Annotated in this window: 19 protein-coding genes; 9 read left to right on the forward strand and 10 right to left on the reverse strand. The window is 61.1% G+C overall.

Translation table 11 applies throughout. The features are described 5' to 3' along the window. Window positions 1–63 precede the first annotated feature (63 nt). Window positions 64–546 (forward strand): hypothetical protein, encoded by a 483-nt coding sequence (locus K3724_RS10005; protein WP_259992309.1) that lies wholly within the window; start codon window positions 64–66, stop codon window positions 544–546. Window positions 547–592: 46 nt separating this feature from the next. On the opposite strand, the gene pgi is transcribed toward K3724_RS10005, so the two are convergent. From pgi to zwf, 3 genes are read right to left on the reverse strand one after another with little or no spacing between them, the layout of a single operon-like run. Next, window positions 593–2,200, reverse strand: a complete 1,608-nt coding sequence (gene pgi, locus K3724_RS10010) for a glucose-6-phosphate isomerase (protein ID WP_259992312.1) — start codon at window positions 2,198–2,200, stop codon at window positions 593–595. Window positions 2,201–2,217: 17 nt separating this feature from the next. After that, on the reverse strand, window positions 2,218–2,889 hold the full coding sequence (gene pgl, locus K3724_RS10015) for a 6-phosphogluconolactonase (RefSeq protein WP_259992315.1): 672 nt from the start codon (window positions 2,887–2,889) through the stop codon (window positions 2,218–2,220). Beyond that, window positions 2,886–4,361, reverse strand: a complete 1,476-nt coding sequence (gene zwf / locus K3724_RS10020) for a glucose-6-phosphate dehydrogenase (protein WP_259992317.1) — start codon at window positions 4,359–4,361, stop codon at window positions 2,886–2,888. Before zwf ends, pgl begins: the two co-directional genes overlap by 4 nt. 140 nt (window positions 4,362–4,501) lie before the next feature. Here zwf and K3724_RS10025 point away from each other — a divergent pair, with 140 nt between their 5' ends. Then, window positions 4,502–5,455: a radical SAM protein gene (locus tag K3724_RS10025; protein WP_259992319.1), complete on the forward strand. Its 954-nt coding sequence runs from the start codon at window positions 4,502–4,504 to the stop codon at window positions 5,453–5,455. A gap of 22 nt (window positions 5,456–5,477) precedes the next feature. Here K3724_RS10025 and K3724_RS10030 read toward each other — a convergent pair whose 3' ends face one another. Both K3724_RS10030 and K3724_RS10035 read right to left on the reverse strand, forming a co-directional pair. Continuing rightward, entirely contained in the window at window positions 5,478–5,753 is a 276-nt protein-coding gene (locus K3724_RS10030) for a hypothetical protein (protein ID WP_259992321.1), read from the reverse strand. 178 nt (window positions 5,754–5,931) lie between these two features. Beyond that, entirely contained in the window at window positions 5,932–6,201 is a 270-nt protein-coding gene (locus tag K3724_RS10035) for an usg protein (protein WP_027258878.1), read from the reverse strand. A gap of 193 nt (window positions 6,202–6,394) precedes the next feature. Here K3724_RS10035 and gyrA point away from each other — a divergent pair, with 193 nt between their 5' ends. Together gyrA and K3724_RS10045 are read left to right on the forward strand one after the other, a co-directional pair. Further along, on the forward strand, window positions 6,395–9,136 hold the full coding sequence (gene gyrA / locus K3724_RS10040) for a DNA gyrase subunit A (protein WP_409201407.1): 2,742 nt from the start codon (window positions 6,395–6,397) through the stop codon (window positions 9,134–9,136). Between the two features lie 127 nt (window positions 9,137–9,263). Then, window positions 9,264–9,614 carry a DUF6614 family protein gene (locus tag K3724_RS10045; RefSeq protein WP_259992323.1) on the forward strand — a complete coding sequence of 117 codons (351 nt, stop codon included), beginning with the start codon at window positions 9,264–9,266 and terminating at the stop codon, window positions 9,612–9,614. Between the two features lie 193 nt (window positions 9,615–9,807). On the opposite strand, the gene K3724_RS10050 is transcribed toward K3724_RS10045, so the two are convergent. From K3724_RS10050 to K3724_RS10060, 3 genes are read right to left on the reverse strand one after another with little or no spacing between them, the layout of a single operon-like run. Beyond that, a complete protein-coding gene (locus K3724_RS10050) occupies window positions 9,808–11,277 on the reverse strand; it encodes a carboxypeptidase M32 (protein WP_259992325.1) in 1,470 nt (489 codons plus the stop codon). Between the two features lie 3 nt (window positions 11,278–11,280). Further along, window positions 11,281–12,426 carry a heme A synthase gene (ctaA, locus tag K3724_RS10055; RefSeq protein WP_259992327.1) on the reverse strand — a complete coding sequence of 382 codons (1,146 nt, stop codon included), beginning with the start codon at window positions 12,424–12,426 and terminating at the stop codon, window positions 11,281–11,283. Window positions 12,427–12,486: 60 nt separating this feature from the next. After that, window positions 12,487–13,239, reverse strand: a complete 753-nt coding sequence (locus tag K3724_RS10060) for an RNA methyltransferase (RefSeq protein WP_259992329.1) — start codon at window positions 13,237–13,239, stop codon at window positions 12,487–12,489. Between the two features lie 166 nt (window positions 13,240–13,405). On the opposite strand from K3724_RS10060, the gene K3724_RS10065 reads away from it, so the two are divergent. Continuing rightward, on the forward strand, window positions 13,406–14,038 hold the full coding sequence (locus tag K3724_RS10065; protein WP_259992330.1) for a thiamine phosphate synthase: 633 nt from the start codon (window positions 13,406–13,408) through the stop codon (window positions 14,036–14,038). A 15-nt stretch (window positions 14,039–14,053) separates the two neighbouring features. On the opposite strand, the gene K3724_RS10070 is transcribed toward K3724_RS10065, so the two are convergent. After that, window positions 14,054–15,205, reverse strand: a complete 1,152-nt coding sequence (locus K3724_RS10070) for a HupE/UreJ family protein (RefSeq protein WP_259992332.1) — start codon at window positions 15,203–15,205, stop codon at window positions 14,054–14,056. On the opposite strand from K3724_RS10070, the gene K3724_RS10075 reads away from it, so the two are divergent. The 4 genes from K3724_RS10075 to K3724_RS10090 all read left to right on the forward strand — a co-directional run bounded on the left by K3724_RS10075 (window position 15,204) and on the right by K3724_RS10090 (window position 18,665). Then, complete coding sequence (locus K3724_RS10075; protein WP_259992334.1) at window positions 15,204–16,013, forward strand: DUF4198 domain-containing protein; 810 nt, start codon at window positions 15,204–15,206, stop codon at window positions 16,011–16,013. The two genes, K3724_RS10070 and K3724_RS10075, sit on opposite strands and share 2 nt — an antisense overlap. 41 nt (window positions 16,014–16,054) lie before the next feature. After that, window positions 16,055–16,963: a PfkB family carbohydrate kinase gene (locus K3724_RS10080; RefSeq protein ID WP_259992336.1), complete on the forward strand. Its 909-nt coding sequence runs from the start codon at window positions 16,055–16,057 to the stop codon at window positions 16,961–16,963. Continuing rightward, the gene (locus K3724_RS10085; protein WP_259992338.1) at window positions 16,960–17,874 is read left to right on the forward strand and encodes a pseudouridine-5'-phosphate glycosidase; all 915 of its coding nucleotides are present in this window, start codon (window positions 16,960–16,962) and stop codon (window positions 17,872–17,874) included. Before K3724_RS10080 ends, K3724_RS10085 begins: the two co-directional genes overlap by 4 nt. Window positions 17,875–17,954: 80 nt before the next feature. Then, the gene (locus K3724_RS10090) at window positions 17,955–18,665 is read left to right on the forward strand and encodes a DUF502 domain-containing protein (protein WP_259992340.1); all 711 of its coding nucleotides are present in this window, start codon (window positions 17,955–17,957) and stop codon (window positions 18,663–18,665) included. Window position 18,666: 1 nt separating this feature from the next. Here the strand turns inward: K3724_RS10090 and K3724_RS10095 are convergent, their stop codons facing one another. Next, entirely contained in the window at window positions 18,667–19,695 is a 1,029-nt protein-coding gene (locus K3724_RS10095) for a patatin-like phospholipase family protein (protein ID WP_259992343.1), read from the reverse strand. Window positions 19,696–19,697 lie beyond the last annotated feature (2 nt).

Genomic DNA, 19,697 nt, shown 5'->3' on the forward strand with positions numbered 1-19,697 from the left:
CTGTGCTAACCTGACGCGGTCCGCCTGTGCAGTGCGGGCGGACCGTTTTGAGAGGGAACCAGTATGAAACGTCATTGTTTAATTTCGGCACTGTTTTACGCCTTCAGCGCGGGCGGCGGAATTGCCGGCACGACCTGGGACCAGGCAGGCACTGGAACGGGTATCTCGACCAGTTCTGTAACTGAAATTGCCGACGGGCATATGGTGATGCAAATCAGCAGTTCTTATGACAATATGGAAATGGCAGATGCGGGCCATCCGATGAACGGTGCGTCAGGGCCGTGTTTCGGCGCGGTTGAGATCGCGTCCGGCAGCGTTGGCGGTGGCGGCATATGCGTCTTTACCAGCAGTACCGGCGATAAGGTTGTGCTGCATTGGACTGCTGAAGCAATGGATCCGTCCGGCGCCCTGACCGGCAGCTGGAAACTGACTGGCGGTACTGGGCACTGGTCTGATGCCGAGGGCGGCGGCGGCTTCTCGTCATTGACAGACCCGGAAACCGGGAAATTCGTCAATACCATCACCAGCAGCGTTACACTGCCCTGAATTAGCGGCGGGGCTTGACCTGCCCCGCCTAGCACTAACGCCTGTCTCAGGCCTTGGATTTGCGCACAAAGTCCATCAAGGCCCGGGTGGAACCGTCCTTGCCCGCGTCATCTTTCTTCCCTGCCAGCAGCGGCATCAGGGAATCTGCCAGTTCCTTGCCCAGTTCCACGCCCCATTGGTCAAAAGAGTTGATGCCTAGGATCACGCCTTCGGCAAACACCCGGTGTTCATAAAGCGCGATGATCTGGCCCAGCACATAGGGTGTCAGCTGCGGATAGATCAGCGTGGTCGAAGGCCGGTTGCCCGGAAAAACCCGGTGGCGGGCCTGGCGCTGCAGCTCGGCGCCTTCATACCCGGCAGCCCGCATCAGCGCGCAGGCCTCCTCCAGGCTGCGTCCGCGCATCAGCGCTTCGGACTGGGCCAGGCAGTTGACCACCAGCAACCGGTGATGCGGCTCCAGTTCCGGCTCATGCCCCTTGGCTGCAACCAGGAATTCTGCAGGCACGACTGACGTGCCCTGATGCAGCAGCTGATAAAATGCATGCTGCCCGTTGGTGCCAGGCTCGCCCCATACGACAGGCCCTGAGGGATACGGCAAAGGCGCGCCATCCATCGCAACAGACTTGCCGTTTGATTCCATCTCCAGCTGCTGCAGATAGGCCGGCAGGCGCCGCAGCCGTTGGTCGTACGGCAGCACGGCGCGGGTCGGATGGCCGCAGACCTGATTGTGCCAAATGCCAGTCAAAGCCAGCATCACCGGCATGTTCTGTTCCCAGGGGGCCGTGCGGAAATGGTCGTCCATCGCCTTGCCGCCAGCCAGGAATTCACGGAAGCGGTCCGGGCCGACCGCCAGCATCAGGCTCAGCCCGATCGGGCCCCACACCGAATAGCGCCCGCCGACCCAATCCTCAAACCCGAACACATGCTCCCGCGGAATGCCAAAGGCCGCGGTTTCCTCTTCGGATGTCGACAGCGCCAGGAATTGGCGCGCAGCTTCACCGCCGCCGGCCTCGACCCATCGCCGCGCGGTCGCGGCGTTGGTCATGGTTTCGACTGTGGTAAAAGTCTTGGAGGCAACGATCACCAAAGTTGTTTTAGGATCAATCCGTTGCAGGATGTCGTGAATATGCGCGCCGTCGACGTTGGACACAAAATGGCACCGCGGCCCGTTGTGATACGGTGCCAGCGCCAGCGCCGCCATAACCGGCCCAAGGTCAGACCCGCCGATGCCAATGTTCACCACATCGGTAAAGGGGCCGCCGGGGCCTGCCAGTTTGCCCGAGCGCACACGCCGTGCCAAACGCTCCATCCGCCCTAGCGTCGCGCGCAAGGGAGCACGGATATCCTCCCCCTCGACGAACAATTCAGGACCGCCGGGATCCCGCAGCGCTGTATGCAGCACCGCGCGCTGCTCGGTTTCATTGATCTCTTTGCCTTCAAACATGGCATCCCGCCGCCCGGCAACATTCTGCTGGCTGCACAATGCCGTCAGCGCCGCGCGCACTTCGGCGGTGATCTGCGTCTTGGAGTAGTCGAACAAAAGCGCTTCAAACCGTACGCTGAACGCGTCAGCGCGGTTCGGATCTTTTTCAAACAACCCGGAAATACTCTCGCCGCATTCCTGGGAACGCAGCAACTTCAAATCCTTGAACATATCAATCTTTCCTGAATTCAAGGCGCCCAATGCACGGTTACCTCGGACATTACGGCTTGGATTGGCGCGGTTTCCGGCGGCAATGCCAGCGCCTGTTCAAGCGCCCGGCGCTTGGCGTCCCCGAAAATCACCAAATGTTTGGCTATGGCGGCATCCAGCACCCGTGCTGTCAGGCTGATGCGCGCTTCGGGCTGGCTGTCAGGCCGCATGACAACAAGCGCAGGCGCATCCGCCGCCAAAGCATCTTCGATCCCATCAGCGCCAGGAAACAGCGAGGCCGTGTGCATGTCCTCGCCCATGCCCAAAAGCAGGACGGACAGCGGCAATTGCGGCACAACCAGGCTTTCCAATTCCGCCAGCACCTCTTCGGGCTGACGCTCCGGCACATGAAACGGCAGCAATTGCGCCGCAGCCGCCCGGTTTTGAAGCAGCCGTGCGCGGATCATGCCGGCATTGGAACGCGGGCTGTCTGCGGGGACCCAGCGTTCATCCGTGGCCATAACCTGCACCCGGTCCCACTCAATGTCGGCTGCGCACAGATCGTCAAAGATCATCCCCGGCGTGGTACCGCCCGCCACTGCAAAAGAAGCCGCATCATGTGTGAGAAGATGGGTTTTCAGATCGCCTGCAATTTCATTGGCGACTTCGATCGCCAGCATGTCCTGATCAGGGTATTCGTTGAATTTCATGGGTTTATCCCTCTCCATTCACGCCCGTCGCGGCGCATCAGTAAATCGGCATCGCCGGGTCCGGTGCTGCCGCTTTCATAGGGTTTAGGCACATCGCCCCGGGACTTCCAGCCCGCAATCAGCGGATCCGTCCAGGCCCAGGCCGCCTCGACCTCGTCGCCTCTCATAAACAACGTCTGGTTGCCGCGCACAACATCCATGATCAGCCGTTCATAGGCATCCGGCGGATCGCCGCCTTCAGGTCCCAGCGCCTCGGCAAAGCTCATGTCCAGCGGCACATCCACCAGCCGCATTCCGCCCTGCCCCGGTTCCTTGATTGTCACGCTCAAAGTGATGCCTTCGTTGGGTTGCAAGCGGATTTTCAGGTGGTTTGCATGGCGCCCGGCCTCCGCCCCGAAGATCGAATGCGGCGCGTCCTTGAACATCACGTTGATGACCGAAGACCGGTTCACCAGCCGCTTGCCGGTACGCAAGTAGAACGGCGTGCCCGCCCACCGCCAGTTGCTGATATGCGCCTTCAAGGCAACATAGCTTTCGGTGCTGCTGCGTGGATTGCTGACCAGCCCTCGGTACGAAGGATGCGGGTCTGACGGGTCCAGGCGCGCCTGATACTGGCCGCGCACGATGTGATGCGGCTCTACCGGGTCCAGCGCGCGGATCACTTTCAGCTTTTCATCACGCACCGCGTCCGGGTCGAATTTGGCCGGCGGCTCCATCGCGATCAGGCACAAGAGCTGCATCAGGTGGTTCTGCATCATGTCGCGCATCGCGCCGGCGCGCTCATAATACTCCTCGCGCCCCTCGACACCTACGGTCTCGGCCACGGTGATCTGGATGTGATCGACATACTGGCTGTTCCACAGCGGCTCAAACAGCATGTTGCCGAACCGGACCGCCATCAGGTTCTGCACCGTTTCCTTGCCCAGGTAATGGTCGATCCGGTAGATCTGGCCTTCATCGAAATGACCGGCGAGCGTCCGGTTCAGCTCCCGCGCCGTTACCAGGTCATGGCCAAAGGGTTTTTCCACCACGATCCGCGTATCCGCATTGGCCAGCCCATGGCTGTGCAGCCGTTCTGCCAGAGGGCCGAACAGACCCGGCCCCACCGAGAAGTAGAACATGCGGACAGGTACCTCATCGGCCGGCCGCAGCTTCAGGCTCAATTCCTGCCAGCCCTCTTCCCCCAGCGCATCCAGCGCAACATAGCTGATCCGCTCCAGAAACGCCTCCAACGCCCCGCCGCCGCAGGCCTTGGGCCCCGCATGCACACGCAGCGCTTCAGCAACGATTGTGCGGTATTCGGCACTGGATAGGCCAGTACGCGCAGCCCCGATGATCCGCTCAGCGCCTGTCAGCTGGCCTGCGCAATGACGACGGAACAACGCCGGCAGGATCTTACGCTGTGCAAGATCGCCAGTGCCGCCAAAAATCACCAGGTCAAACGGGTCGACCGGTATCACACGCGAAACCATTCTTGTTCTTCCTGTTCAAGCCGGTGCAGGCGCAGCACACCGCCGCTCACATCCCTGTCATGTGCCTGCCCGGCTGCTTTCAATTCCTGCACAGTATAAGGTAGCTTCCCGCGAAAGGAACTGCCCCAAAGGACATCCGCATGAAAGACCTGCAAAAACCCGTCGCGAACCTAGGCAAGTTTCAAGACGCCTTTGTGACGGCCAATGGTCAGCAACGCGCATCGGTGCCGCTCAGCAATCCCGAGACCCTTTGGTTCAACACCGGCACGCTGTGCAATATCGAATGCACAAACTGCTATATTCTGAGTTCCCCCGCAAATGACGCACTGGTCTATCTGACCGAGGACGAAGTGCAAAGTTATCTCAGCCAGATCGGGGAACGCAACTGGCCAATCCGCGAAATCGGATTTACCGGCGGCGAACCGTTCATGAATCCTGAGATGATCCCGATGGCCCGCGCAGCGCTAGAACGCGGGTTCGAGGTTCTGATCCTGACCAATGCCATGCGCCCGATGATGCGCAAGACGGTTAAGGCCGGATTGCTGGCCCTGCGGGAGGCGTTCGGAGACAAGATGACACTGCGCATTTCGGTCGATCATCACTGCGCCGCCCTGCACGACAAGGAGCGCGGCGCCGGCAGTTTTGCCAAAACCATCGAGGGCATGGAATGGCTGCGCGATAGCGGCGTTCGGATGGCCGTGGCCGGCCGCACCTTATGGGGTGAAAGCGAGACAGAATCGCGTGACGGATTTGCCGCCCTGTTTGCCGCGCATGGCTTTGCCATTGATGCGTATAACCCGGGTCAGACGGTTTTGTTTCCTGAAATGGACGAGACCGTCGAGGTGCCTGAAATCACCACTGCCTGCTGGGATATTTTGGGGAAATCCCCGGACAGCGTCATGTGCGCCTCGTCCCGCATGGTCATCAAACGCAAAGGCGCCAAGGCACCCGCTGTGCTGGCCTGCACGCTGCTGCCCTACGCGCCGGAATTCGAGATGGGTGAAACCCTGGCCGAGGCGGAACGCCCGGTGCAGCTGAACCACCCGCACTGCGCCAAGTTCTGCGTTCTGGGAGGCGCCAGCTGCTCGGCCTGACGCCTCCTCTCTTGGGCGGGGCTTAGTAATCCCAGTTGCCCACGGTGAAGTTGCCGGCTGTCAATTCGACATCCGATGTGAATTCCACCAGGACGTTGCTGCCGAAATAGAGCTTGTCCGCGCTGTTATCCATGAACAGCCGGTCTTCCTCTGCGGCCTCCCATTCGTCCCGGTCGAACAGGACGTCTGTATCTCTTGGGATCGCCCGGCTGGATTCCTGGCGATCGAACACAAAAACGTCTTTTGCAGCGGAAAAATCTTCAACAACTGCAACGGTCGAATAGGCATCCAATTCCACAAACAAACGGTCCCTGCCGCCGCCTGTCTTGATGGTGTCGGCTGCGTTCGCAAAGCTGCCGGTCAGGACATAGATATCATCGACCCGCCGCCGGCATTCAGACTTTCCGAATGCATGCCTTCCAGAACAACTGTATCAGCACCCCTGCCGGTGCAAACACATTAAAAAGCCAGCCGGTTCAGTGCAGCTGAAACTCTCCGACCACGTTGCGCCATTCTCCCGGACCAATCATCTTGCGGTGATTGAAACGGACAGAATGCAATGGGCCTTCGATTTCCCGCTGCCAGAATTCGATGAATTCGAACAGCCGCGGATGGTCCGGGGCAAGGTCGTACTCCTGCCACACAAAGGTATTCAGAACGTGGATGTAGTCGGGCATACAATAGGTGAACTCCGCCGTGGTCAGCCCGTAACCCTTCAGCATCAGCTCGGTTTCTGTGGTCTCCATTTACAGCCTCCAAAATTTGCCCCCTCATACTGATGCTAGGCTGCTATTGGTTAATTTCCCCAAAAACAGTGTGTTACCGCTGTGTGAACGGCCTGTTTTCCGCTTTCCTGGCTGTTTGCTTGCGCCCCATATACGGTATCTGATAGGGTGCAAACACAATATATAGAGCCAGAAGAAAGAGCGGGCAGCCAACGTGAGCGATACGCCGGAAACTCCTGAAAACATGGACGAAAACCTGCCGGAACGGCCCGCCTATGACGGCCCGACGGTATCCATTGAATCCGAAATGCGCACGTCCTACCTGGACTATGCCATGTCGGTCATCGTCAGCCGTGCCATCCCGGACCTGCGGGACGGGCTGAAACCGGTTCACCGGCGCATTCTCTATGCAATGCACGAATCCGGCAACACACATGACAAGTCTTACCGCAAATCGGCCCGCCCGGTTGGCGACGTGATGGGTAAGTACCACCCGCACGGTGACAGTGCGATTTATGACGCGCTGGTGCGGATGGCGCAGGACTTCTCAATGTCGCTGCCGCTTCTGGACGGCCAGGGCAACTTTGGCTCGATGGACGGCGATAACCCGGCCGCGATGCGTTACACCGAAGTGCGGATGGACAAACCGGCAGCCTTCCTGCTGTCTGACATCGACAAAGAAACCGTCGATTTCCAGGACAACTATGATGGCAAGGACCGCGAACCGACGGTTCTGCCGGCCCGGTTCCCGAATATGCTGGTCAATGGTGCCGGCGGTATTGCGGTCGGCATGGCCACCAACATCCCGCCGCACAACCTCGGCGAAGTGATTGATGCCACCCTGGCGCTGATCGACGATCCCGACCTGACCAGCGAACAGCTGATCGATTACGTGCCCGGCCCGGACTTTCCGACCGGCGGCGTGATGCTGGGCCGCTCCGGTGCCCGCAAGGCTTATCTTGAAGGCCGCGGCAGTGTGGTTATCCGTGCCAAGACCCGCACCGAGGAAATCAGGAAAGACCGCTATGCGATTGTTGTGGATGAGATTCCCTATCAGGTGAACAAGGCGGCAATGATCGAAAAGATCGCCGAGCAGGTGCGCGACAAAAAGATCGAAGGCGTCGCCCATGTGCAGGACGAATCCGATCGCAACGGCGTGCGTGTGGTGGTTGAGCTTAAGCGCGACGCAACTCCCGAAGTGGTGCTGAACCAGCTGTTCCGTTTCACGCCGATGCAGACCTATTTCGGCTGCAACATGCTGGCGCTGAACGGCGGCCGGCCGGAACAGCTGACGCTGCGCCGGTTCCTGACCTCCTTCATCGACTTCCGCGAAGACGTGGTGGCCCGGCGCACCGCGTATCTGCTGCGCAAGGCCCGTGAACGCAGCCACATCCTGTGCGGCCTGGCGGTTGCGGTCACCAATATCGACGAAATCGTCACCACCATCCGCCAGTCTGCTGATGCGGCGGAAGCGCGCGAAAAGCTGATGACCCGCCGTTGGCCGGCCCAGCCGATCCTGGAATACATCGCGCTGATTGATGATCCGACCCATACCGCCAATGACGACGGCACATATAACCTGTCGGAAACCCAGGCCCGCGCGATCCTTGAGCTGCGCCTGCAGCGCCTGACGCAGATCGGCGTGAAAGAGGTCACCGACGAGCTGGAAGAACTGGCCCGTAAGATCAAGGAATACCTTGAGATCCTGTCGTCGCGCGAGCGCATCATGGGCATCATCGCGGATGAGCTGCGCGAAGTGCGTAACAACTTCGCTGTGCCGCGCCGCACCGAAATCGTCGATTGGTCCGGCGACATGGAAGACGAAGACCTGATTGAGCGCGAGGACATGGTGGTGACCGTGACCTCCGGCGGCTATATCAAGCGTACTCCGCTCGCCGATTTCCGGTCGCAAAAGCGCGGCGGTAAAGGTGTATCGGGTATGCAAACCAAGGAAGAGGATGTGATCACCACCCTCTTTGTAGCCAATACCCATACCCAGCTGTTGTTCTTCACCACCGACGGCATGGTCTACAAGCTGAAGACCTGGCGCCTGCCGCAGTCCGGGCGCACCGGCAAGGGCAAGGCCATCGTCAACATCCTGCCGATCCCGACAGGGGTTTCGATTGCCGCCATCATGCCGGTCGATGTGCCGGATGATGAATGGGAAAACCTCCAGGTGGTCTTTGCCACCAGCGGCGGTGATACCCGCCGCAACCGGCTGTCGGATTTCACCAACGTCCGCCGCAACGGCAAGATCGCGATGAAACTGCCCGAGGACGGGTCCGTCCAGCTGGTGAATGTCCGTATCTGTTCGGAAGACGACGACGTGATGCTGTTCACCGACTCGGGCCGGGCGATCCGCTTCCGCTCTACCGATGTGCGGGTGTTCAACTCGCGCGAATCCACCGGGGTGCGCGGTATCCGCCTCAGCGGTGAGGACCGGGTGGTGTCGATGTCGGTAATCCGGCACTCAAAATACACTCCGGAACAGCGCACCGCCTACCTCAAGATGCGCCGCGCCATGGCCGGTTTGACCGACGATGCCGAGGCCTCGGATGAGGATGCGCCCGAGGATCCGAACTTCTCGACCGAGCTTTATGCGGAAATGTCGGCGGCGGAAAACCTGATCCTGACCATCACCACAGGTGGTTCGGGTAAGCTGTCCTCCTCGCATGACTATCCGGTGCGCGGACGCGGCGGCATGGGTGTGACGGCGATGGACAAGGCGATGCGCGGCGGCGAGATCGTGGCCTCCTTCCCAGTGGAAATGGATGACCAGATCATGCTGGCCACCTCCAAGGGCCAGTCGATCCGGGTGCCTGTGGATGGCATCTCCTTCCGGTCCCGCTCGGCCGGCGGTGTCCGGGTGTTCAACACCGGCAAAGGCGAAGAAGTGGTGTCCGTCGCCTGGATTGCCGAGAACGGTGATGAGGAAGACGGCGGCGGCGAAGAATAACCCCGCCGCTCAGCCTGAATGAAACAGCGCCGCCCCGGATTACCTGGGCGGCGCTTTTGTGTTTAACCGCTGCCTAATCTTTCTGTGACAGACTATCGCTTGAGTTGTTTGCACCAAGGGATCGCCCATGAACCTCTATCAATGCTCCATCGATCTGCATCACGAAGCCAAGGCGCTGAGCTTTGCCAGCGCGGTTGACCAATGGATGAGCTACCTGCAGGAACGCGGCGTGATCCTGGGCTGGCGGCTGCTGCGGCGCAAGCTGAACCTGGCCAGCGACAAATGCCGCGATTTCCTGCTGGAGATTGAGTTTAAGGACATGACCCAGCTGGATCAGGCCTTCAGGGTGCTGGGCGAACATGACGAGGAAGTCGAAAAGCTCTACTCCCATGTCACGGCCCTGATCGCCACGTCAGAGACCGGCCTCTACCGTCCCTTCCCGGATCCCGAGCGGGCGGAGCGCATGGCGCTGATCTGACGGTTTGCGATTCAGATCAGGGTTGGCGCCAGCACAAAGCTGGCAAAAATCAGATAGGCTACGGCTGTATGCATCAGTTATATCTCTGCTCTCATCCCCATGAGCATCCGAGAATACACCTAAAATGCGGCATTTCCGGGGCAGCGGATTTTCCGCTGCCCCGGAAATGCCTTAGCCGTGGTGCAAGGCCGATTCAGAGATCATAAAGCAAGCTGAACTTCTCTTCGAGATAGGCCAGCAGCGGTGTGTGGCTGGGCTCCATGCCGGATGCATGCACGATGGTATCGCGCGGGCTGCGCAACCCGCCGTGCTGTTGCAGGGTTTCTTTCAGCCAGCCGGTCGCACCCGTGGTGTCGCCCTCTGCCAACTGCATATCCAGCCCCGGAACATCCCGGCGCAACGCCTGATACAGGCAGCCGGCATAGACGTTGCCCAAGCTGTAGGTCGGAAAATACCCGAACAGGCCCACCGACCAATGCACGTCCTGCAAACAGCCGTTTGACGGCTTGTCGACAGCATAGCCAAAATCCGCCTCGAACCGGTCATTCCAGGCCGCCTCCAGATCCTTCACCGCCAGATCGCCGCTCATCAGTGCGCGCTCCAGGCCGAACCTCAGCATGATATGAAGGTTATATTGCAGCTCATCCGCTTCCGTCCGGATATAGCCCTTATGCACTGCGTTCACCGTGGCATAGAAGCTGTCCGCATCCGCAATACCGAAATCGCCAAACGCCGCTTTCATCTCTTCGAACAGCCAGCCGGTAAACGCCCGGCTGCGGCCGATCTGGTTTTCATAGATCCGGCTTTGGCTTTCATGCACGCCCATCGACACGCCGCTGCCCAGCGGGGTCAGCAGGTAGTCGCGGCTGATGTTCTGCTCATAGGCGCCGTGGCCGACCTCGTGAATGGTCGAATAAAAGCAGTTGAACGGATCGGCCTCACTGGTCCGGGTGGTGATCCGCACATCCAGCCCCGAGCCGGAGCTGAACGGATGCACTGCCTTATCAACCCGCCCGTGCGCCATGTCATAGCCGAAAGCTTTGGCGAGCTTCCGGGTAAGCTTCATCTGCGCCGCTTCGTCAAATGTGCCTGCCAATCCCTTGGGCGCGGGCTTCTCCAGCACCTTGGCGCGAAGTTCCACCAGGCCAGGACGCATAGCGTCAAAGATCTCCGCGATCCCTGCCCCGGTCATGCCGTGCTCATAATCCTCGACCATGGCGTCATAGACATCGCCGCCCGCGGCCAGCGCCAGACCTTCTTCGCGCTTGAGGGCGACCACTTCCTCCAGCACCGGCACAAATGCGGCAACATCCTCATCCGCCCGCGCTGCGGCCCATTTGCCCTGCGCCTCGGATGTCACCTGGGCGATCTTCTTGGCCAGATCAGCAGGCACTTTGACGGTCCGCTCATAGCTGCGGCGGATTTCACGCAGCTGGGCTTCCCCTGCCTCATTCGGCGCAACTGCCTGCTCCAGCCACTCCGCCACGCGCGGGTCGCTGCGGCGGGCATGCAGAACGGCTTCGATCGCGGCCATTTCCTCGCCCCGCTGCGGCGCGGCCCCGCGGGGCATCATGGTTTCCTGATCCCAGCCCAGACGGCCTGCAATCTGCCCCAACGCCTGGGTTTCGCGCTGGAAGGCCATCAGTTCGTCAAATGCGCTCATAATTCAATGATCCTTGATCGAGGTTGCAATGGGATAGGCAGACAGGAAGCGGGCGCGCAGGATCAGCACCCAGAGGCCGATTGCCACCAGCTGGTGGGTGATCGCGGCGTGCAGCGGTGCGGCATAGATCACAGTAATGATCCCCAGCAGCACCTGCACGGACAGCGCTGCAAAGACGGCGTTGAAAGCAAAACGGGTGCGCGTATGGGCAGAGCCACGCCCGCGCAGCCAGGCCACCACGCCAAAGGCAAACAGCAAATACCCCGCCACCCGGTGAATGAACTGCACCAACCCTGGATTTTCAAAGAAATTCTTCCACACGGGTTCAATCATGAAAGGCTGCGGCGGGATCACCTGCCCGCCCATTAGCGGCCAATCGGTATACGAGCGGCCTGCGTCTATTCCCGCCACCAGTGCGCCCAGCAGGATCTGCAGGAAGGCGAAGTGCATCAGACCGGTGGACAGGCTGAACAGCTTGGCCTCCTTGGCGCGGCGCGCCTGCATCAGCTCGCGCTCCTCGCGGCCCAGCATCAGCACGTACCACGTGATGAAGCCAAGGATCACGAACGCCAGCCCCAGATGCACCGCAAGACGGTAGGAGGCGACCGCCGTCATCCCCTCGCCCTGGGTGACGCCAGAGGCCACCATCCACCAGCCGATGGCGCCTTGAACACCGCCGAGAACACCGGGCAGCGCCAGCCGTCCTGCCCAGCCTGCCGGGATCTTGCGCGCGACCAGAAACCCAAGGAAGCCGAGCGCCCAGACCACGCCGATGAAACGGCCCAGCTGGCGGTGGCCCCATTCCCACCAGTAGATCGATTTGAAATCAGACAGTTCCATCCACTGGTTCTGAATGCGCCACTGGTCGATCTGCTGGTAATTGTCGAATTCGGCCTGCCATTCGGCTTCGGACATCGGCGGGATGGCACCGGTCACCGGGCGCCATTCGGTGATCGACAGGCCCGAGTCCGTGAGGCGCGTCAGCCCGCCAACCACGATCATTGCCACCACCAGGGCAAACAGCACCATCAGCCAGGCGCGGATGCCTTTGCGGGCGCCGCCGCGGCCGCGGTCGATCAGCCCCGGCTGCGCTGCGGGGGCGTCCGTCTTTTCGCCCTCAACCTCTTCGAAAATGCTGCGCTTGCTCATGCTTGCCTCTTTGTCTGTGGTGCCAAGCTAGGGGCGGGTTATCTAAAGGTCCAGAGCGGCCTACTCGCCGCCGCGCTCTTTCCAGCGGACCATCTGGCGCATGATGCCGTGCAGCATCTGCACGTCGGAACGGGTCATCCGCATCCGGGACCACAGGTTGCGCAGGTTGGTCTTCATGCTCTCGGCCTTTTCCGGCGGGAAGAAGAAGCCCGCCTGGTCCAGCCGGTCCTCGTAATGCTCCACCAGTTTCTCGACCTCAACACCGCTTGCCCATTCGCCCTTGCGGCCGAGGTCAGTGGTTTCATGCTCCACATCGGCGGACTGGCGCATCCATTCATAGCCAGTCAGCAGCACGCATTGGCCCAGGTTCAGCGAGGCATAAAGCGGGTTCACCGGCACCGAGATGATGGCGTTGGCCTTGGCAATATCCTCGTTCTCGAGACCCGCACGCTCAGGCCCGAACATCACCGCCACTTTTTCGCCCGCTGCGATCTTCTCAGCCGCGATCTGCATCGCGCGTTCGGGGCTGTAGACGGGTTTGGTCAATCCGCGCTGGCGGGCAGTCGTGGCGAATACATAAGTGCAATCGCCCAGCGCCTCGGGCACGTCGGCACAAAGCTGCGCCTCGTCCAGCAGGCGGCCGGCGCCCGAGGACATCGCCACCGCCTTGGGGTTCGGCCAGCCGTCGCGCGGTGCGACGATGCGCATCCGGTCAAGGCCGAAGTTCCACATTGCCCGCGCCGCGGCGCCGATATTCTCGCCCATCTGCGGGCGGACAAGGACAAAGGCGGGCTGGGGCGTATCGGTGGGCATCGTGTTCTCCGGCAAAATCGGCACTGCTGTACTGCCCGCACGGCGGCGGGGCAAGGTCCGGCGCGGTTTTGGACGGCATTTACCCGGGTTTCACTGCCGCAAATCCTTGCGTCCTGCCGGAAATCGGCTAAATACCTCCAATCGCCTGACACAATGGAGCACCGCTATGGGAAGCCCTGCAGAAGCACCTGAGCAGCCGCAGATCTACCTGATCTCCCCGCCGAGTTTCGAGCTGGGCAAGTTTCCCGGACAATTGGCACGGGTGCTGGACGAGGTTGACGTGGCCTGCGTGCGCTTGGATCTGGCCAGCCGCGACGAGGACACGCTGAGCCGTGCCGGTGACGCGCTGCGCGAGGTCACGATGGAACGCGACGTGGCTTTGGTGATCTCGGATCACCAGATCCTGGCCGAACGGCTGGGGCTGGACGGTGTGCATCTGACGGATGCGTCCAAATCGGTTCGTACCGCGCGCAAAGCGCTGGGGGCGGATGCCATTGTCGGCTGTTTCTGCGGAGCGTCCCAGCATGACGGTATGGTGGCGGGCGAGGCAGGCGTGGACTATGTAAGCTTTGGCCCCGTCGGAACTTCCGGTCTGGGCGACGGCGCCAAGGCCGAGGCCGATCTGTTCCAGTGGTGGTCCCAGATGATCGAAGTTCCGGTCGTGGCCGAGGGCGGCTTGACCGAAGACCTGATACGCAGCATTGCCCCCTGTACGGATTTCTTTGGCATTGGCGATGAAATCTGGCACGCAGAGGATCCGCTTGCCCAGATAAAGACCCTGATGCGGGCAATGGGCTGATCCATCAGCGGGCGTTTACAGAAACACCCGCTCGGCAAACCAGTATCCCCCTATCAGCGCGATTGTGACCGATGCCGGAATTGCCACCCGGCCGCGGTATTTCGGATGCCGTCCGAACCACAGGCGCACGCCGATGTAAGCCGCGGCAATCACCGCTAGCTGACCCAGCTCCACGCCGACGTTAAAACCGATCAGGGCGGGCAGGAACTGGCTGGACGGCAGGCCAAACGCGCCCAATACACTGGCAAAGCCCAGCCCGTGCAGCAGCCCGAAGCCAAAGATCACAAAGGTCCGCCAGCTGTGAAGCTTGCGGGCAAAGATGTTCTCGACCGCGACAAAGACAATCGACAGCGCAATCAGCGGCTCGACAATGGCAGCATTGACGCTGACCACCCCCAGCGCGCCCAGCGCCAGGGTGATTGTATGGGCCACGGTAAAGATACTTACTTGCAGCAGCAGCGGCTTTACCCGCGGGCTGAGAAAGAACAGCCCCAGAACAAACAGGATATGGTCCAGCCCTTTGGGCAGGATATGGGTAAAGCCAACGGGAATGTACTCCACAAAGGCCTCGACCGGCGTCTTGGCCGCACCGCCCTGGAGCGGGATGGACGGAGAAGTTTCTCCGCCCTGCAGGTAGCCAGTATAAGGCTCCTCCACCCCGTTCTGACGCAGCACCACCCCGCCGGACCCGGCAGGCCAGGCAATGCGCAGGCTGTCTGCGCCCGAAGGAATTTCACCAGTCAGTTCAAGAAAGGACGCCCGCGGCAGGCTTGCGTCGCCGGCCTCCGGAATGGAAATGCCAGAGACGCGCAGCTCTACCGGGCCGCCGGCCTGCAGGGAAAAGGTCTCTAGCCACTCCTCGGCAAAGAGCTGAACCATCGGTTCCAATTCCTGAGCCTCCAGCGCGCGCAGCTCGTCATAATCGGCAGCCTGTGCGGTCTCATTTGTGTCGGACAGCCCGTCCAGATTGATCCCGGCAACAAAGGCCTCAACGTTCAGACGCAGTTCCAGCGCAACCTGCCCGTCTTTCACCGTGAAATCGGCAATTACCGGCGTGACTTCATGGGCGCGGGCACTTCCAACGCCTATTGCAACCATACTGAACAGCAGCGCAAATAGGATCCGCAGCCAAGTCACACTGCGCCCGACAGCCAAGGACAATTTCATGCAATACCGCCTGTTCTGCTCAATTCTCTGCGCCGGGCTGACTTTGGGGGCCGCCCCGCTGTTATCCCACGAGTTTTGGATCGAGCCGGAAAAATATCAAGTGAATTCCGGTGCAACAGTGGTGGCCAGGCTGCGCAACGGGCAGGAATTCAACGGTGCCGAGCAACCCTATCTGGATCACCGGATCGCCCGGTTCGAGGTCATTAAAGGCGGATCAGCCGCTCCCTATGAGGGCCGGATGGGCGATATGCCTGCATTCTCAGCGGATAAGACCGACGATGGATTAACCGTGATCATCCACCAGACACAGCCGCAGACGCTGACCTATGACACATGGGAAGGTTTTCAGGCCTTCATTGACCACAAGGGGTTTACCGGCATCCCCGGCCAGCATAACGCACGCCGCCTGCCAGACGCGGGCTTTGCCGAGCAATACACCCGCTATGCCAAGGCTTTGGTGGCCATCGGCAGCGGTGAAGGGTCCGATCTGGACACCGGTATGGAGACCGAGATCATAGCCCTCGCCAATCCCTATACCGATGATCTGGCAGCGGGGTTTCCGGTTCAGGTTCTGTACCAGGGCAACCCGCGCCCGCAGGTGCAGGTCGAGGTCTTTGCTAAAGCCCCGGACGGCAGTGTCGCCATCAGCACCCGGCTGACAGATTCACAGGGGAAATCCGTCATCCCGGTGTTACCGGGGCATACCTATCTGCTGGACGCCGTGGTCCTGCGCCCTGCGCCGGAGGACAAAGATCACGTGTGGGAAAGCCTTTGGGCCGCGCTGACCTTTGCCGTGCCGCTACGCTGAAGCCGCTTGCAGAGGGCGGGTAAAGGCGGCAATAGGTCATTATGACACAAGCCTCTCATTCCCGGATACCTGCCATCCTGTGCATCGGATCGGTTCTGTGGGACATCATCGGCCGTTGCAGAACGGAAATGCAGCGCGGCTCGGACATGCCCGGGCGCATCACCCGGCTGCCCGGCGGTGTGGCCATGAACATCGCCATGACCCTGTCGCGTTTCGGGATGCAGCCCGCACTGCTGACGGCCGTGGGCCGCGACCCCGAAGGCGACGAGCTGATCCATGCCTGCAGCCACTTCGGCCTGATCACCGACCACATCTACCGCTCCGAGGATCTGCCCACCGACCGCTACATGGCTGTCGAGGGCGCCAACGGGCTGATCGCCGCCATTGCCGACGCCCACTCATTGGAGGCTGCAGGCGACAAGATTCTGCGCCCGCTGTCCGACGGCGCACTTGGCACCCCGGAGATCCCCTACACAGGTCAGGTTGCGCTGGATGGAAACCTTACATTGTCGCTGCTGGATGACATCGTCGCCAGCCCGGCCTTTGCCAAGGCAGACCTGCGGGTGGCGCCTGCCTCTCCGGGCAAGGCGGAACGGCTGCGCCCCTTCCTGACCCGCACCCGCGGCACGCTCTATGTGAACCTCGAAGAAGCCGGTATCCTGTGCCAGGCCGAATTCACCGACAGCGAAACAGCGGCACAGGCGATGCTGGACCGCGGCGCCGCGCGGGTGCTGGTCACCGATGGCGGCTCCTCTGCCACGGTGGCCGATGCCCAGGGCGCCATCACCCTTGTCCCGCCCCGTGTCACGGTTGCCCGCGTAACCGGCGCAGGAGATACCTTCATGGCCGCCCATATCGTTGCCGAGGCACGGGGCGAAGACCGCAAGACCGCTTTGGCCTCCGCCCTCAAGGCTGCGGCCACCTATGTTTCAGGAGAACCCCCGCTGTGATCGAGATCCGCACTTCCTCCGAAGTTCAGGCCGCCAAGGCCGCAGGACAGGCCATTGTTGCGCTGGAAAGCACTATCATCACCCACGGCATGCCCTACCCGCAAAACGTCGAAGTGGCCGCCCAGGTGGAGCAGGACATCCGTGATGCCGGCGCCGTGCCCGCCACCATGGCCGTTATAAAGGGCGTGCTGCATGTGGGGCTTGAACCCGATCAATTGCAGGCGCTTGGCCAGGCACAGGGTGTCGCCAAGATCTCCCGCGCCGACATGCCTGCTTGCATCGCTACAGGCGGCACCGGCGCCACCACGGTTGCGGCCACCATGATCGCCGCCCGTCTGGCCGGGATCAGTGTCTTTGCAACCGGCGGTATCGGCGGCGTCCACAAAGGCGCAGAATCCACATTCGATATCTCCGCCGACCTGATGGAACTGGCGCAAACCCCGGTGACGGTCGTGGCTGCAGGCGCCAAAGCCATTCTTGACGTGCCGAAAACGCTGGAAGTGCTGGAAACCCAGGGCGTGCCGGTCATCGCCTATGGCCAGGACAGCTTTCCGGCCTTTTGGTCGGCGCAGTCAGATCTGCAAGCACCGCTGCGCATGGATGATCCGGCGCAGATCGCCCGCGCCCATGCCACACGGCAGGCAATGGGGCTGCCCGGCGGCCAGCTGATCGCCAACCCGATCCCGGCAGACGCCGAAATCGCGGCAGAGGAACTGGCTCCGGTCATCACTCAGGCCCAATCGGAGGCGGATGAACAGGGCATCTCGGGCAAGGATGTCACCCCCTTCCTGCTGCGCCGCATCTTTGAGCTGACCGAAGGCCGTTCGCTTACCGCCAATATCGCATTGGTGCGCAACAACGCCCGGCTGGCGGCAAAGATCGCACAGGAACTGAACAAACTGGCACAATGACTTGATTTTCCGGGCGGATGCCATTGCTCCGCCCGCAATCAGTGCCTAGGTTCCACTCGAAATTTCCGCAAAGAAGCCACATGACCACGCCCTTCGACGAAGAACCTCACCGACGCCGCGGATTGTTTGCCAGCCTGCGCGCCTCCTTCTTTACCGGGATCGTCGTCATTGCGCCGGTGGGTCTGACCATCTGGCTCTTGTGGTCGGTGATGGGCTGGATCGACAGCGTGGTGCTGCCGCTGGTACCGCACACAGTCCGGCCCGAACAGTATATCGGGATCAACCTGCGCGGTGTCGGGCTGATCATCTTTCTGCTGTTCACAATCGTCGTCGGCTGGGTCGCCAAGGGCATCCTGGGCCGGTCGCTGATCAGCTTTGCCGAAAGCCTGGTGGAACGCATGCCGGTGGTCCGCACCGTTTATTCGGGCATCAAGCAGATTTCCGAAACCGTCTTTGCCCAGTCGGAACGCAGTTTTGAAAAGGCCTGCCTTGTCCAATACCCGCGCAAGGGAATCTGGGCGATCGGCTTCATTTCAACCAACGCCAAGGGTGAGATCGCCAAGAAGGTTGAAACCAGCGGCGGCCTGGTCAGTGTCTTTTTGCCGACCACACCAAATCCGACATCCGGTTTCCTGCTGTTCGTCCCCGAAGAAGATGTGATCGCGCTGGACATGTCGGTGGAGGATTCTGCCAAGCTGGTAATCTCGGCAGGCCTTGTCTACCCGAACCCGAAAGATCCTTCAAAACCGCTGGAAAACGGCAAGAAACCCGCGCTGAAAGAAAGCGCCTGACCTAGCTGAACATCGCCGGCAGATCCGTTGAAGAGCGCACGCCGATATTCTCACCGTCCTGTGCCAGGAAGTTCTCCGCCGCATCCCGCCCTGCCTGTTTCAGCCGCGCCAGGATCTGCGGCACCGGAAACAGCTTGGTGGTGACTGACAGCTGCGTCATCAGATCATCATCGGCAATCATGTGCACCCGAACCTGCTTCATCCGCCCAGCCTCAAGCGTGCCATCCTCCAGCAGCCGCTGCACAAAATTGATGGCGCGCAGCTCCCGCAGCAATGACGAGTTAAAGCTGATCTCATTCACCCGATTGCGGATCTGCTGCGGCGTTTTCGGAACCTCCTCGCGCTCCAGCGGATTGATGTTCACAATCACCACATCTCCCGGCAACTCTGCACGGAATAACGGAAACAGCGCCGGATTGCCGGTGAAACCGCCGTCCCAATAGGCCTCCATCCGGCCGGTCTCCGGATCCTCGATTTCCACCGCCTGGAACATGTCCGGCAGGCAGGCCGAGGCAAGAATGGCGTCAGTGCTGATCCCGGCGCCCTCAAAGACCCGGATCTTGCCCGTGCGCACACAGGTCGCGCAGACAAACAGGTCCGGCCCGGTTCCGGCGCAGACATCATCGAAACAGAACTGATCAACAACCTCCTGCAGCGGGTTCTTGTAAAAGGGGCCGTAGTGATAGGGAGAGATCATCTGGCTCATGGTTTCCAGCGGCGAGAATGGCATGGCAGCCTCCAATGCACCGGTCCAGGCCACCGCATCAAACCGGGTCAGCCAATGGGCAAAGCGCATGTCGCCCACCGCCCCCATCTGCGCCCACAAATTGTCCAGCGCCGCCTTGGCGCCGGCCCGTCCGCCCTGAACCATGCCGGACTTGAAGGCCGCGCCATTCAACGCCCCGGCCGAGGTGCCGGTGATCCCGGCCACCTCAACCCCTTCATCCTCCAGCAGCCGGTCCATCACACCCCAGGTAAACGCCCCATGCGCACCGCCGCCCTGCAGGGCCAGATTAATGCGTTTCACCAAAA

It is taken from the genome of Leisingera sp. M658 (assembly GCF_025144145.1).
In the GTDB taxonomy this organism is placed as follows: Bacteria; Pseudomonadota; Alphaproteobacteria; order Rhodobacterales; family Rhodobacteraceae; genus Leisingera.

Coding starts and splice junctions, on each gene's coding strand:
- K3724_RS10005 (WP_259992309.1), top strand. CDS start 64: ATGAAACGTCATTGTTTAATTTCGGCACTGTTTTACGCCTTCAGCGCG.
- pgi (WP_259992312.1), bottom strand. CDS start 2,200: ATGTTCAAGGATTTGAAGTTGCTGCGTTCCCAGGAATGCGGCGAGAGT.
- pgl (WP_259992315.1), bottom strand. CDS start 2,889: ATGAAATTCAACGAATACCCTGATCAGGACATGCTGGCGATCGAAGTC.
- zwf (WP_259992317.1), bottom strand. CDS start 4,361: ATGGTTTCGCGTGTGATACCGGTCGACCCGTTTGACCTGGTGATTTTT.
- K3724_RS10025 (WP_259992319.1), top strand. CDS start 4,502: ATGAAAGACCTGCAAAAACCCGTCGCGAACCTAGGCAAGTTTCAAGAC.
- K3724_RS10035 (WP_027258878.1), bottom strand. CDS start 6,201: ATGGAGACCACAGAAACCGAGCTGATGCTGAAGGGTTACGGGCTGACC.
- K3724_RS10045 (WP_259992323.1), top strand. CDS start 9,264: ATGAACCTCTATCAATGCTCCATCGATCTGCATCACGAAGCCAAGGCG.
- K3724_RS10050 (WP_259992325.1), bottom strand. CDS start 11,277: ATGAGCGCATTTGACGAACTGATGGCCTTCCAGCGCGAAACCCAGGCG.
- ctaA (WP_259992327.1), bottom strand. CDS start 12,426: ATGAGCAAGCGCAGCATTTTCGAAGAGGTTGAGGGCGAAAAGACGGAC.
- K3724_RS10060 (WP_259992329.1), bottom strand. CDS start 13,239: ATGCCCACCGATACGCCCCAGCCCGCCTTTGTCCTTGTCCGCCCGCAG.
- K3724_RS10065 (WP_259992330.1), top strand. CDS start 13,406: ATGGGAAGCCCTGCAGAAGCACCTGAGCAGCCGCAGATCTACCTGATC.
- K3724_RS10075 (WP_259992334.1), top strand. CDS start 15,204: ATGCAATACCGCCTGTTCTGCTCAATTCTCTGCGCCGGGCTGACTTTG.
- K3724_RS10070 (WP_259992332.1), bottom strand. CDS start 15,205: ATGAAATTGTCCTTGGCTGTCGGGCGCAGTGTGACTTGGCTGCGGATC.
- K3724_RS10080 (WP_259992336.1), top strand. CDS start 16,055: ATGACACAAGCCTCTCATTCCCGGATACCTGCCATCCTGTGCATCGGA.
- K3724_RS10090 (WP_259992340.1), top strand. CDS start 17,955: ATGACCACGCCCTTCGACGAAGAACCTCACCGACGCCGCGGATTGTTT.